12 protein-coding genes are annotated in these 14,075 nt (G+C 58.2%); 10 read left to right on the top strand and 2 right to left on the bottom strand.

Translation table 11 applies throughout. The features are described from left to right. The first annotated feature begins 104 nt into the window (after window positions 1-104). Together ABIE59_RS06910 and ABIE59_RS06905 are read left to right on the top strand one after the other, a co-directional pair. Window positions 105-1,907 (top strand): acyl-CoA dehydrogenase, encoded by a 1,803-nt coding sequence (locus tag ABIE59_RS06910; protein WP_354445513.1) that lies wholly within the window; start codon window positions 105-107, stop codon window positions 1,905-1,907. A gap of 207 nt (window positions 1,908-2,114) precedes the next feature. Next, entirely contained in the window at window positions 2,115-2,894 is a 780-nt protein-coding gene (locus ABIE59_RS06905) for a crotonase/enoyl-CoA hydratase family protein (protein ID WP_354445511.1), read from the top strand. Window positions 2,895-2,969: 75 nt separating this feature from the next. Here ABIE59_RS06905 and ABIE59_RS06900 read toward each other — a convergent pair whose 3' ends face one another. Continuing rightward, window positions 2,970-4,271 carry an alkane 1-monooxygenase gene (locus tag ABIE59_RS06900; RefSeq protein ID WP_354445509.1) on the bottom strand — a complete coding sequence of 434 codons (1,302 nt, stop codon included), beginning with the start codon at window positions 4,269-4,271 and terminating at the stop codon, window positions 2,970-2,972. A 246-nt stretch (window positions 4,272-4,517) separates the two neighbouring features. Between ABIE59_RS06900 and ABIE59_RS06895 the strand changes: the two genes are divergently transcribed. From ABIE59_RS06895 to ABIE59_RS06875, 5 genes are all read left to right on the top strand, one after another. After that, on the top strand, window positions 4,518-4,769 hold the full coding sequence (locus ABIE59_RS06895; RefSeq protein WP_354445507.1) for a hypothetical protein: 252 nt from the start codon (window positions 4,518-4,520) through the stop codon (window positions 4,767-4,769). A gap of 79 nt (window positions 4,770-4,848) precedes the next feature. Next, window positions 4,849-5,142: a hypothetical protein gene (locus tag ABIE59_RS06890; protein WP_354445505.1), complete on the top strand. Its 294-nt coding sequence runs from the start codon at window positions 4,849-4,851 to the stop codon at window positions 5,140-5,142. A 264-nt stretch (window positions 5,143-5,406) separates the two neighbouring features. After that, window positions 5,407-7,440: a PhoX family protein gene (locus tag ABIE59_RS06885; protein ID WP_354445503.1), complete on the top strand. Its 2,034-nt coding sequence runs from the start codon at window positions 5,407-5,409 to the stop codon at window positions 7,438-7,440. Window positions 7,441-7,657: 217 nt separating this feature from the next. Further along, on the top strand, window positions 7,658-9,298 hold the full coding sequence (locus tag ABIE59_RS06880) for a methyl-accepting chemotaxis protein (protein ID WP_354445501.1): 1,641 nt from the start codon (window positions 7,658-7,660) through the stop codon (window positions 9,296-9,298). 42 nt (window positions 9,299-9,340) lie between these two features. Further along, entirely contained in the window at window positions 9,341-9,709 is a 369-nt protein-coding gene (locus ABIE59_RS06875; protein ID WP_354445499.1) for a DUF4870 family protein, read from the top strand. An 8-nt stretch (window positions 9,710-9,717) separates the two neighbouring features. Here ABIE59_RS06875 and ABIE59_RS06870 read toward each other — a convergent pair whose 3' ends face one another. After that, entirely contained in the window at window positions 9,718-11,031 is a 1,314-nt protein-coding gene (locus ABIE59_RS06870) for an MFS transporter (RefSeq protein ID WP_354445497.1), read from the bottom strand. Window positions 11,032-11,187: 156 nt separating this feature from the next. Between ABIE59_RS06870 and ABIE59_RS06865 the strand changes: the two genes are divergently transcribed. From ABIE59_RS06865 to ABIE59_RS06855, 3 genes are read left to right on the top strand one after another with little or no spacing between them, the layout of a single operon-like run. Next, on the top strand, window positions 11,188-12,027 hold the full coding sequence (locus ABIE59_RS06865; RefSeq protein WP_354445495.1) for a 23S rRNA (adenine(2030)-N(6))-methyltransferase RlmJ: 840 nt from the start codon (window positions 11,188-11,190) through the stop codon (window positions 12,025-12,027). 18 nt (window positions 12,028-12,045) lie between these two features. Beyond that, window positions 12,046-13,257, top strand: coding sequence for a MarR family transcriptional regulator (locus ABIE59_RS06860; protein WP_354445493.1), 1,212 nt, complete (start codon window positions 12,046-12,048; stop codon window positions 13,255-13,257). A 9-nt stretch (window positions 13,258-13,266) separates the two neighbouring features. After that, window positions 13,267-14,070, top strand: a complete 804-nt coding sequence (locus ABIE59_RS06855) for a mechanosensitive ion channel family protein (RefSeq protein WP_354445491.1) — start codon at window positions 13,267-13,269, stop codon at window positions 14,068-14,070. Window positions 14,071-14,075: the final 5 nt, after the last annotated feature.

Below are 14,075 nucleotides of genomic sequence, written 5' to 3'. Positions count from 1 at the left end.
TGCTGTTCCTTTGTGGCGGTTTTAACCAAGAATAAGTCAGAAATGACAATTCCAACAACCGCAGAGACTGTGAGACGCTAGAGGCAATAAACAGGAGACCCAGAATGACCGACACCCTGATCGACCGCCGAGATTTAGAATTCCAGCTCTACGAAGTAATGAACACCGAAGTCCTCACTGAACGCGAGCGCTTCAGCGAACACAGCAAAGACACCTTCGATGCCGTCATCGAAACCGCCGACAAAATGGCGAAAGAAAAATTCGCCAACCACAACAGCGCCGCCGATAAAGACGAACCGAAGTTCATCAACGGCCAGGTCGAGATGCTCCCGGACGTCAAACAGGCCTTCGACGCCTACGCCGAAGCCGGCTTCCTCGCTGGCCGTTATGATTACGACCTCGGCGGCATGCAACTGCCGGAATCCGTTATGGCCGCCTGCAACGGCGTCTTCACCGCCGCCAACCCAGGCACCGCTGGCTATCCGTTCCTGACTACTGCCGCTGCCAACCTTATCCGCGTATTCGGCAACGACGAACAGAAGGCCAAATTCCTGCCCAACATGCTCAGCGGTCGCTACAGCGGCACCATGGCCCTGACCGAGCCTCATGCTGGCTCCAGCCTGGCGGACATCCGCACCTCCGCCACCCCTGCCGACGACGGCCACTACCTGATCAAAGGCGCCAAAATCTACATCTCTGGCGGTGAACAGAGCATCACCGAAAACATCGTTCACATGGTGCTGGCGAAAATCAAAGGCGCCCCGGCCGGTGTGAAAGGCATCTCCCTGTTCATCGTCCCGAAATTCCACGTAGACGAAAACGGCAACCCGGGCGAACGCAATGGCGTCAGCCTCGCCGGCCTGATTCACAAGCTGGGCTACCGAGGCACCACCTCCACCGCCCTGAGCTTCGGCGACGACGCCCCGTGCCATGGTTATCTGGTGGGCGAACCCCATCAGGGTCTGAAATATATGTTCCAGATGATGAACGAAGCCCGCATCGGCGTCGGCTTCGGCGCTGCGGTCATCGGCTACCGGGGCTACATGCACAGCCTGGAGTACGCCAAGGACCGTCTGCAGGGCCGCAAAGCCAGCGAAAAGAACCCTGAAAGCCCGCAAGTGCCCATCATCGACCACGCGGACGTGCGCCGCATGCTGCTGGCCCAGAAAGCCTACAGCGAAGGCGGCCTGGCCCTGTGCCTCTATGGTGCTCGCCTGATGGACGACCAGCACACCCACCCCGATGAGCAGAAACGAATGGAAGCCGGCAAACTGCTGGACCTGCTCACCCCGGTAATCAAAGCCTGGCCCTCGGAATACGGCCCGAAAGCCAACGACCTGGCGATTCAGGTATACGGCGGCGCCGGTTACACACGGGAGTACCCTGTAGAGCAATGCTGGCGCGACAACCGTCTGAACCCGATTCACGAGGGTACCAACGGCATCCAGGCCCTGGACCTGCTGGGCCGAAAAATCTGGCAGGACCAGAGCCACGGCCTGCAGTTGCTGATGCAGGAAATGCAGGTTGACCTGCAGGCGGCCACCACCGACCGCTGCCAGCAGTGGGCATTGTCGCTGAGTGAGACGTTGCAGCAGGCGGTAAAGGTCACCCAGAGCCTGGGTAAATCCCTGATGGGTGGCGAAGTGGACAAAACCCTGGCCAACGCCAGCTGCTACCTGCACCTGTTCGGCCACATTATCGTCGCCTGGATGTGGTTGCGGCAGGCCAATGCGGCCGCCAATGCGCTGGCTTCAGCCAACAGCGATAGTGAACGCAATTTCTACCAGGGCAAACTCCAGGCCGCCCAGTACTTCTTCCACTGGGAGCTGCCCACCGTGGCGCAGGATCTGGTGTTGCTGCGCAATCAGGATGATACGTGTCTGAATATGAAGGCTGATTGGTTCTGAGTTTGGTGCTCTCGTTCATGTTGTAGCCTGCGTGTTTGGGGGCAGGCACGATCAGCTGGGAGTCCTTTCAGGGACACGCTACGAGCACGTCCATGTGCGCTCGGCTTTGGCCATCCATGGCCAAAGACGGTCCCGGAAAGCTCTACCCGTTGATCGTGCAAGCACCCAAACAAACAGGCTAGGCTTCCAAAGTCGAGGAAAACGCCAATGTCACTCGTAAACATAGAAAAACAAGGCCACATCCTGTTGGTCGGCCTGAACCGCCCGGAAAAAATGAACGCCATGAACCGGGCCATGTACCACGAAATCGCTGCCGCCTATTATCAACTCCAGAACGACCCGGAACTCCGCGTCGCCGTGATGTACGCGGAAGGTGACCACTTCACCAGCGGCCTGCAACTGGACGACTGGGCCGGCGTGTTCGCCAACGGCAAAGGCATTGAACCCGGTGAAGGCGAACTCGACCCGTTCCACATCACCGGAGAAGGCCTCACCAAGCCGGTGGTCTTCGCCGCTCAGGGCATCTGCTTCACCTGCGGCGTCGAAATGATGCTCAACACCGACATCCGCGTAGCTGCCAAAGGCACCCGCTTCGCCCAGCTGGAGGTCAAACGCGGCATCTTTGCCTGTGGCGGCGCCACCATCCGCCTGCAAAGGGAAATCGGCTGGGGCAACGCCCAGCGCTACCTGCTCACCGGCGACGAATGGACCGCCGAACAGGCCTATCAGTGGGGACTGATCCAGGAACTGGTTGAACCCGGCGAACAGTTCAACAAAGCCATGGAAATCGCCGAAAAGATCGCCAAGGCCGCACCTTTGGGCGTTCAGGGCAGCCTGAAATCCTCCAAGATTGCCGTTTCCGAAGGCCAGGAAGTGGCCAAGGAACGCCTGTTCCCGGAACTACGCCCGGTCATGGCCAGCGAAGATGTCAAAGAAGGAATCCAGTCGTTCCTGGAAAGAAGAGAAGCGGTATTCAGAGGGAAGTAGGGTGGCCCCAACCCGGCGCCGGCACCATAACCCACAGGCTAGGGCCGGCAATCAAGCCAACAAATCAGTCAGGCCTCAGGCAGCCTCAGACTCAGAAGCAGAGTCAGCCCGCCGAGCCGCAGCCTCGGCCGCCACTTTCGCAGCGTAATCCGCATACCGGGCCATCAACTCCTCCTTACGATCAGGGTCCCAGTTGATCTTCGACAGATCCCCCTCGTAGTGGTCAATCACCCGCTTATCCATGGTTTCGTACCACCACTGGGGCAGGTAAGCCGGCAATAACATTGAGGCATAACCACCTGGCAGCTGCGGCGCCTTCTCGAAATGCCGCAAGGCCTGGAAGCTGCGGGTCGGATGGGCGTGGTGGTCTGAATGCCGCTGCAACTGATACAGGAACAGGTTGGTCACAATGTGATTGCTGTTCCAGCTATGCTCCGGCTGAGTGCGCTGGTACTTGCCATTCTCGTCTTTCTGGCGCAGCAGGCCATAGTGCTCAATGTAATTCACGCTTTCCAACAGGCTCGCACCGTACACCGCCTGCGCCGCCAGGAAGGGCACCGCCCTCGGGCCACAGATCAGCGTGGTAGCGCCAAAGAACCCGGCACTCATGGCCCAACCCTGAAGCAACTCGTTGTCCAGGCTCCAGAAGCTTTTACCTTTGCGTGCCAGGCGTGCCTTTTCAATCTTCACCGCTGACTTCATGCCGCCAAAAACCGTCCGCGGCAGGAATTTCCAGAAACTCTCGCCCATCCGGCTGCTGGCCGGGTCTTCCGGCGTGGCCACCCGCTTGTGGTGCCCGAAATTGTGCTCAACCACGAAATGGGTATAACCGGTTGGCGCCAGTGCCGCCATGGCCATCAGTTTGTTCAACTTGTTGGACTTGTGGCCCAGTTCGTGGGCGGTATTGATGCCCACCCCGTTAATGGCGCCCACGGTCAAGGTCAGGCCAATCTTGTCTTCAAGTGGCGTTTTCTTGCGGCTGGCCAGCCAGGCACCCATAAAGGTCATGGCGTACTGGGTGGGGATAAACGCCTTCACAATGCGGTCGTAGTACTTGTCCTGCTCCAGGGTTTTCACCGCAGATTCCGGTGGATTGCTCTTGTCTTCACCGATCGCCCGGTCCAGCGCCGGAATAATGCCATGTACCAGTGCCGGGCCGGTCCAGGCCAGGGCCTTGAGCTTTTTCGGGGCCAGGGCATAGCCAGTTAATGCTGCCAGGCCGATACCGGGTAGTGCTGGCCCGAGCAGCCACATGTACCGCTTGGGATCTTTCCAGGTGGTTTGGGTGAGGTCATTTTCTGAGGAAGTTTCAGCAGGGGGCGTAACCTTCGCTTTTACTTTCTCGGAATCCAGGGATCCTTTCACTTTGGCATTCATGTCTGACTCTCCGTGGTGCTCTTGGGTTATTGTTTTTCTAATTTATGTCGGACAATCTTGCAATTCAACAGTCGTCCTTTTTGGGTGGTAACGTTGGCCCTGAATGACAACGTTCTTCGGTGAGGAAGCCTGTGAAGGGTTGCAGGCATGCATCCCCAGATTGCTCCAGTGTTCTGTCCCGGTAAGTGGCAAGATGGAAGGTTGTGGTCCAGACTTCTCTGCAACAAGAACAACAGGGAAGAAACCATGAGTGCCTCCACCCCATCGTCTTCCGTCATCTCCTGGAGCGTGCAGGAACGGCTTCGTGCGTACGTTCGCTCGCAGCAATTGGCCGAGATTGTCTATCAGGATCCCTCGGGCCAGGTTTGCCTGGTACATGAGGTTATTCGCGACCTTCTGAGCCGGGCGGGTCACGATTTTCTCGTTTTGGGAAAAGGTAAAGTGGTTGGCGTGGAGCATGTCATCATGGTGGACGGCCAGCGGCTAACCAAAGAGTAATCGGCAGGTAATTGCTATCTAAAGTGCTTCGGCTCTACTCTGTTGGTGTCGTAAACATGTATCAACAGAGGGATATGATATGAGCAAGCTCACACTGAGCGCCTTGGCTTTGGTTGCAACGTTCGGCCTGGCGGCCTGCAGCTCCGAAAGCGACGAGGGTGCCGATTTTGAGCGAGCTGGCGAGAACGCCGGCGAGATGATCGACGATGCCACCGATGCTGCTGAAGAAACCTGGCAAAACGCCACTGGCCAGGATGATGGTGCCTGGGACGAGGTGAAAGAGGGCGCCGAAGAAGCTGGCGAGAAAATCGGTGAGGCCGCCGATGAAGCTGGTGATGCCATGGAAGAGGGATATGACGAGATGACCCAGTAACTCCCAAAACATGCCAGGGCAAGGCACACGCGTGCCTTGCCCTTCAGGTGATCAGGGTGCGCTGCCCCGCCTGACCTCTCCCCGAACACCAAGATTCGCACTTGTGTGCCTTCCCCTGAAACGATTGCCCGATCTGCAAGAGAGCAACCCTTGCCGCTGCTGTCATAAATGTGACCAGTATTTGCAATCACTTCGTCAACCAACCGCAATGATTAGTAGCGACCATCAGGTTTCCGAAACATAACTCGAAAAGAGAGAGAAACCATGGATAAGCGTAATCTGAACCCAGTGCATCAGGACCCAGGTTATGAACCTGAGTGCAACAACTCCAATAACCGTACCTTCGGCTCTATTCTTGAGGCCCGTCTCGCCCGTCGTGGCGTGTTGAAAGGTGGCCTTGCCGCTGCCGTTGCTGGCGTTTTCGGTGGTGCAGCGTTGACGGGTTGCGGAGGTTCCAGTTCTTCTGGTGGTGCGGGCGGTTCCTCAGCCGCACCTGATCTGGTGGGTTTTAAGGCTGTGCCCATCAGCGAGGCCGACTCCATCGTGGTACCTGAAGGGTATTCGGCTCGTGTGATCGGTGCCTGGGGTGACCCGATCCTATCTAATGAAGGTGTTTTCCCCGAGTTTTCACTGGAAAACTCCGGCGCCGACCAGGCGGCCCAGATCGGTTCTCACCACGACGGTATGCATTACTTCCCGATCGATGGTAGCTCGGAAGATGGTTTGCTTGTGCTGAACCATGAATACATTGAGCCCCGCTTCATGCATCAAGCCGCTCAAGGTCAGAACTTTAACAGCGGTTCTTTCCCGATGATTGATGAGTCAACCCGGGATACGGATCAGGTTCTGCGCGAAATGAATGCCCACGGTGTATCCGTTTACAGGGTGCAGCGTGATGCCAGCGGTGTTTGGGCTCCCGTGCAAGGGGATTCGTTTAACCGTCGTATTACCGCCCTGACGGCGATGGAAATTTCCGGGCCTGTCCGAGGCTCAGATTTTGTTAAAACCCAGTTCAGTCCAGCCGGCACCGAAACCCGTGGAACTCTGAACAACTGTGCCCACGGCGTAACGCCCTGGAACACTTACATGATGTCTGAGGAGAACTGGGCAGGTTACTTCCTCAACACGGGTGAGCAGCCGGATTCCCAGAGCCGCTACGGTGTTAACTCCTCCGGCTCGTCCCGCTATGCGTGGGAATTGGCTCAGAGCGGCGAAGAGCAATACACCCGTTTCAACGCAACACCGTCCGGTGCATCGGCAACGGATGACTTCCGTAATGAGCCCCATTGCTTTGGCTGGATGGTGGAGTTCGATCCGTTCGATGCTTCCTCCAAGCCGGTCAAACGCACAGCGTTGGGTCGTTTTGCCCACGAAGGAGTTGTCTTTGCTCCCGCGATCGAAGGCCAGCCGGTTGTCTGTTACTCCGGCGATGACGCGCGTTTTGAGTACATTTACAAGTTCGTCAGCGCCCAGCCTTATCATGCCGCCACGGCCGGGGGACACCTGCTGGATTCTGGAACCTTATATGTTGCCAAGTTTAACGAAGATGGATCCGGCGAGTGGATTCCCCTGGTCTTTGGCCTGGGTGAGTTGACTGCCGAGAATGGCTTCAGCAGCCAGGCAGATGTTCTGGTGCGCACACGCTCTGCTGCCGATGCCGTTGGTGCCACCAAGATGGACCGTCCGGAGTGGGGGGCAGTAGATCCAAATACCCGCGAGGTTTACTTCACACTGACCAACAACTCCCGCCGGGAAGAGAGCGATGAAGCCAACCCGCGTGCTGCCAATCCCTGGGGGCATATCATCCGCTGGCAGGAAGGAAACGACTCTGGAACTGCCATGGTATTCAACTGGGATATCTTCCTTCTGGCTGGTCCTGAAGATGACTCGGAGTTTCAGAATGCCGGTCTGGATGATGACCAGAAATTCGTTAACCCCGACGGCCTGTGGTTCGATGCAGATTCCCGTCTGTGGATCCAGACCGACATCAGTGAAAGTGTTCAGAACAGTGGCGATTTTGCTCAGTTCGGCAATAACCAGATGCTGGCAGCAGACCCGGTCAATGGTGTTTTGCGCCGATTCCTGACTGGCCCCATCGGCCAGGAAATCACTGGTGTGGTTACCACCCCGGACCAGCGCACAATGTTTATCAACGTGCAGCATCCTGGCGCAACAACCAGCCGTGATGATTTCCAGAACGGCAACCTGATCAGCCACTGGCCGGACGGTGGAAACAACATTCCGCGTTCTGCCACCGTAGTGATCACCAAGGATGATGGTGGCAAGATCGGTAGCTAACGCTCCGCCAGGCGCCCCGCCCGTAAACCCGCGCCCTTGTGGCGCGGGTTTTTTATTATAGATTTCCCTGAATGTGCCGATAAATTGATCAGGACACCAATAGTGGCATCCAGAATCCACTAAAGTAGCAGTTATTAACCTGTGTCATTTCTTTACTCTCAACGCTGGCCTTAAATAACAAAATGTTTGCGTATGCAATGATAACGATGAGGGCACCATGGGTTTACTCGATCGCGCTGCAATTATTTGGGGGGTGGGCATTGCTGTTGCGCTCGGCATTGTCTGCCTGTGGGTGGCACCGGTGTTAGGTCTGGATGCGGCCTCGGTGTTGATAGGTCTGGTGCTTGGTCTGGTGGTGGCGGTTGGATATCTGATTGTTCGTGTACTGGAGCCGGTTGAACGGGGTATTGCCGGGCTGAACGATGGCACGCTGGCAGAAGACCACCCCTTGAGAGCCCAGTGCCAGCAATTGCTGGCTGACGCCCGGGCCGGCAAGGCGCTGGTGGAGACGTTGTCGGACAGTGCCGACAAAAACGCCATTTCTGCCGCTGAAGTATCCTACTCGGCTGACCAGGTGAAAAAACGCCTCGACCGACAGGTGGAAGAAACTGCCCAGATGGCCGATTACGCCGGCAAGATCACCGAGTCGGTTCGTGAGTCCTCCGAGCAGGCTACCAATGCCGCCACCATGGCGCTTCAGAACCGGGAAGTCAGTGTTGAGGGGCGCCAGGCGCTGGTGTCCGCCATTGAAAGTGTCCGGATTGTGCATCAGCAGTCGGGAGAGAATCTCAGCCTGATTCAGGCTCTGAATGAAAAGTCCACCAAGATCCAGGGTGTGACCAGCACGATCCAGGGCATTGCCGAGCAAACCAATCTGTTGGCCTTGAACGCGGCTATTGAGGCGGCGCGGGCAGGGGATCAGGGTCGAGGTTTCGCGGTGGTGGCGGATGAGGTTCGCCAGCTGGCGGGCCGCACCGCGCAAGCGACCAGCGAAGTGGCGGAAACGCTGGAGGAAATCCAGGGCGATACTTCCCTGATCGTTGCCCGTATTGAGGATCTGGCCCGCTCAGTGGAGCAGGGGCTGACATCCGTCGAAAGCGTTGGCGCGCAGCTGGATCTGATTCGCGACCAATCCGACCGGGTGCAGCAGCAGGTTGCACGGATAGCGGAGATTGACCAGGCCAACGAGCAGAGTCTGGAGCAGGTGTTTTCTGCCATCGAATCGGTGCGGGATCACATTGCTGAAAGCGACAGCAGTGTGGCGTCGCTGGCGGGCCAGGCGGCCACTCTGATGGAACTGGCGGAAAACGCCAATGCCGCGTTTGCGTTGAACAGTAGCCAAAGTTACCACCGATCGTTCTTTGATCAAGCGCAAGCGGGAGCAATGCAGATCGGTAAGCTTTTTGAGAAGGCTATTCAGGAGGGCAAACTCAGCGAATCAGCCTTATTCGAGAAGAAACGAGAGCCCATCCCGAACACCAACCCCCAACAATACAGCAGCGCCTTCGACCGTTTCACTGACCAGGTGTTGCCGGCCGTCCAGGAGAGCATCAAGAATTCCCACGACGCCATTGTATTCTCCATTGCCTGCGCCCCGGACGGCTACGTGCCCACCCATAATCGGGATTTTGCTCACCCGCCCACCGGCAATCCGGAAGTGGACCTGGTGAAAAGCCGGAGCAAGCGCCTGTTCAATGATCGCACCGGTATTCGTTGTGGCAGTCACACCCAGGACATGCTGTTGCAGACCTACCGCCGCGATACCGGTGAAATCATGCATGATCTGTCGGTGCCTATTTTTGTCAACGGCAAGCACTGGGGTGGTTTCCGGATTGGGTACCGACCTTCCGGGCACTGAGGTTCGCTGTTATGCTTCGGGTTTCGTTTAAAGGAGTTGCGTGTGGCTGAACCCGAGTTTATTCCCGCCGAATCGGATCAGGGCAAGCCCCAGGGGGCGGACCCTGCCCGTAATCTGGCCATTCTCGTTTACATTCTGCAGGGGCTGTCGTTCTTCCTTGGCGGGATCACCGCGCTGGTCGGGGTGATCATCAACTACGTCAAGATGGATGAGGTGCGTGGCACCTGGATTGAGCCCCATTTTCGCTGGCAGATCCGCACCTTCTGGATTGGCCTGTTGTGGCTGGTGATCGGCACCATTACCCTGATGGTGATTATTGGATGGTTCATCCTTCTGGGCATGGCTATCTGGGTGATCTACCGCATTGTCAAAGGTGCCCTGGCGCTGAACGATGGCAAGGCACCCGAGTAATCGGTTGTTCAGCCTTCAGTGACTTCCTGCAGGCGCACCGCACTCACCATTCCGGCAAAGCCCATCAGCCCCAGCACGATGATCACCGCAACGTCTGAAATCAGGGACAGCGCGGCGGTCAGCCCCCCGGTGACCAGAAGCAGAACCCCGATCACGGTATTGCTGACCGCTGTGTAGTCTGTGCGTTTGTTGCCGCCGGCCATATCCACCAGGTAGGTTTTACGCCCCAGGCGCACGCCGGCATGAGCGATGCTCAGCACAAAGAACGCCGCGGGATAGAACCAGGCGCCGCCTACGCCCGGCCCGAAAAACAGGGCACTGAAGCCCACCAACAGGCAAACGATGCTGGCCATGGCGGCCCCCCGGATGATTACCCGACGGCTGGAGGTATCTGCCGCCCAGCCCCAGAAGCTGGCACTGACTGAGCTGGCCAGGCTGCTGGCCAGCAGAAACACACCCAGCATCCAGCCGACATCCGATTGCTTCTGCGCCAGCACCACGAAATAGGGTGACGCCAGGGCAGAGCAGAGCAGCAGGGCCCTTGTAACCACAAAGTGCCGGAACGGCACGTCGTCTCTCAACAGGGACAGGCTTTGAATAGCCTCAGTCATAGCATTGTTGCCGCCACCGGTTTCACCGGGGAATTCCTCCACACTGGCAAACAGAAAGCCGGCGATCACCCAAAGCACCGCAGCCAGAAGCAGAAGGAGGCTGTAGAACGCCAGGGTTGGATCGCCCCGGTCCCAGAACAGCAGTGCGGTCATCGCCACCGTCAGGGCGCCGCCGATGGTTGTGGCCAGGCCAGACAGCCGGCCGCGGCGGGTTTTCGGAATACACTTGCCCTGAACGTCTTTCATCGCCACCGAGCAGAAGCCCCTGGCCAGGGAAAACACCACGAGCCCGGCGACAATGCCGAGGCCTGCGGCATACCCTTCCAGAAACCAGACGCTGGCGGCCATACCAACCACACTGACCGATTGACCGAAGCTGCCGAGGGTCCAGAACCACTTGCGCACTGCCTTGCGCCGAACCCAGGCGGCAATCACCATCTGCGGCACCATGGAACCGGATTCCCGGATCGGTACCAGCCAGGCCACCAGGGCAGGCGCGCCGACGGCGCTCATCATCCAGGCCAGAACGGTTTTCGGGCTGATCAGAAGGTCGCCGAGCTTGGTCAGAACATTGGCCGCAAGAATCAGAAAGAAGTTCCTGGGGACTTCTCTGCAGGCTTCCTCGGGAATGTCTTTGCAGACTCTGGCATCTTCTTCGTTGGCGATGAGGGCATACAGTTGGTCAACGGGGGCTTTGCTCTGGCCGGGCAAGTTTGGTCTCCTTATTTCAGATCAGCGCAAGCATAGCAGGTTGCAGGGCGACTGATCACCGCCTTGGCGGGCTGCCAGGCCACCTGCAGGCATTCAGCAGGCTTGCCTGGGCCTGGCAGGTGATGCTTAATGGGCGCCTGAGATCAGGAGCCCCGTATGTTGAGTTACCTTCACGCCTTTCACGCCGGCAACTTTGCCGATGTGCAAAAACACGCTGCCCTCACGCTGGCGCTGGCCATGATGCAGGCGAAAAAGACCCCGATTGCCTGTTTTGATACCCACGCAGGCAGTGCCCTGTACGATCTGGCCAGCGACCGGGCCAGGAAAACCGCCGAGGCCGACGGCGGTATCCAGCGATTGTGGGCCATGCGCAAGAGGCTGGCGTCACCAGACTGGGGGCCGATGCTGGAGGTGCTGAAGAGCCATAATGGTTCTGCTGAGACCCTGGCCCGCTATCCCGGCTCTCCTGCCTGGTTTGCGCAATTTGCCCGCCCCGGGGATTCCGTGACCGCTTTCGAACTGCACCCTTCCGAGGGGCGTGCCCTGGAAGCCTGGGCCTGTGATGCCGGTGTCCGGGTGCTTCAGCAGGACGGCTTGGCAGGGCTGCTCCGGCAGTTGCCGCCGCCCCAGCCAAGACTGCTTACCCTGATTGACCCGTCCTACGAGATCAAAGACGAATACCATCAAGTGGCGGATACTTTGCTCAAGGCATGGAAAAAATGCCGCCACGGGGTCTATCTTATCTGGTATCCGATTCTGACCAGTGGCTTGGAGCAGCGTCTGATCAGCGAGCTGGGAAAAGGCGAAGTGCGCAAAATCCTGCGCCATGAGGTGCGCCTGGACCAACCGCCGGAGCGCGGCATGGTCGGTTCAGGTATCTTAGTGGTTAATCCGCCATGGGGCTTTGAACAACGTTTGGCGGCGATGATGGATGATGTACAGGGCGACGCGGGGCTTGGCCTGTCTCAGTCCCAGAGCTGGCTGGTTCCGGAATAATCTGGCGGGAGTTACGCATTGGCAAATGACGTTGTTGAAGACCACCCCTATCTGCCTGGCGGACTGATTCCGCTGGAGCGATGGAAAACGCCGGAAACTTCGGTTCAGAAAACCATCCGCGGCGCCTTTCAGGACATTCTCGACCAGTTGCGAGCCGGTATCAGCCCGGAGGAACAGGCATTCCAGAGCCTGGATGATTTGCCGATGCTGTCCGGTGACCGGCTGCGGGAATTTGCGCCGGAACCGGATGCTGCTTTGTTGGCCAAGGCCATAGAGGCCCAGTTTGAACAGCTACATCAGGAAGGGGCCAGTCAGCGAGAGGTGAGATTTGTGGTGGCGCCTCCGTTTTCCGGGGTCCCTGAAGCCCTGCAGTGCCTGTCCCGGAGGCTGCTGACCCCTCCGGATAACCTGTTGATGACGGAGCAGGACGCAGGGCGATGGTGGGATGAGCAGTTGTCCGGCGGCGACTGGGTGATTCCGGAACTGGCGGATTTCTGGCTCAGGCATCCAGCCGGGCTGAACCTGCTTCGGGAGCTCTTCGCTCGCATCGCACTGGACCATGCCGGGAACGGTATGGTCGGCTGTTCCAGCTGGTGCTGGCAGTTCTGGCGCCAGTATTCGCCGGAGCTCAGTCTGGCACCATACACCCTGGCGCCGCTTACCGGTGAACAATTGACCCGATGGCTGGAATACCTGGCTTCCGGCGAGGGAGAGCAACAGGTAACCGCCAGAATGACCCGTGATGGGCTCTATGTCCTGCCGGCACCCCGGCAGGACTCTGATCTGAAATACAGCAGCTTTAACCAGGATCTGGCAACCCTTGCCCGGGGCAACCGGGGCGTGGCCCTCGCCATCTGGCAGCGCACCTTGCGGGCCCGGCCCGAAAAAGACGATGAAGACTCGGGCAAGGAAGCTGTACGGTTGGCCGGTAGCCGGTGCTGGGTTGTTCCGCTGGATCAGCTCAGCCTGCCCTCGGTACCCGCGAGTGCCGGGCAACAGCCTGGTCATATTCTGCATGCCTTGCTGTTGCATGACGGCCTGAATACCGAGCAGTTGGCATTGGTGACCGGAATGCAGAAACAGGATATTGCCCTGACGCTGGACAGGTTGATCCGGGCCGAGCTGGTGGGCCGAGCAGAGGCATCCGATGTGTTTCGGGTGGCCCCACTGGGGTATCCCGCCGTTCGCAAGAACCTTCAGGCCCGGGGCTATCCCGTGGATGGTTTCTAGGAGATCCCGATGGGCGATTTTGGTTTCAAGGAGACATTCTCTTCCATCACCTCAGACGCATTGCTCGAAGCATTGGCAGTGGTGCTACTGGCCTCCGTACTGATCATGCTGGTGCAGAAGCTGATACCTGCCTTAGCCGGCAAGTTGGGGGGCAAGCTCCGGTTGTACCTGCTGGCATCGGTGCCGCTTCTGCGGTTACTGATCATTGTGCTGACCATCGTGACGGTGGTGCCTATTCTGGTGGAGCCGTCGTTTGAAAATATGGTGGCGATTTTCGGGGCCCTGGGTCTGGCGTTGGGGTTTGCCTTCAAGGATTACGCCAACAGCCTGATTGCGGGTATTGTTACCCTGTATGAGATGCCTTATCGCCCGGGGGACTGGATTGAAGTGAACGGTCGGTACGGTGAGGTGCGGTCTATCGGTACGCGGGCAGCGGAGATTGTCACCCTGGACGATACCGTCATCGTGATTCCCCACAGCCTGCTGTGGAATACCCTGCTGGCAAACGGCAATGATGGTACCGACAACCTGATGTGTGTTGCGGAGCTACACCTGGACCCGAACCACAACGTGGCGCGGATGCAGCATCTTTTCAGGGACGTGGTATTTACCTGCCCATTGACCAAAACCTATCAGCCGGTGATTGTGACTGTTTCTGCCACTGACGACGCCATGCGCTATCGTCTCAAGGCCTACCCATTGGAACCAAAGGAGCAGAGCCGTTTTATCTCGGACCTGACCGCAAGAGCAGCCGATGTCTGTGCCCGGGAGGGCGTTCGCATGGTATCTAAAAGGGTGGCTGAGGCAGACTAGTGTCC

The sequence above is a fragment of the Marinobacter sp. MBR-99 genome (genome assembly GCF_040547575.1).
GTDB lineage: Bacteria > Pseudomonadota > Gammaproteobacteria > Pseudomonadales > Oleiphilaceae > Marinobacter.
Note: the sequence above shows the minus strand (reverse complement) of the source record. Positions and strands in the feature narration are given on the sequence as shown.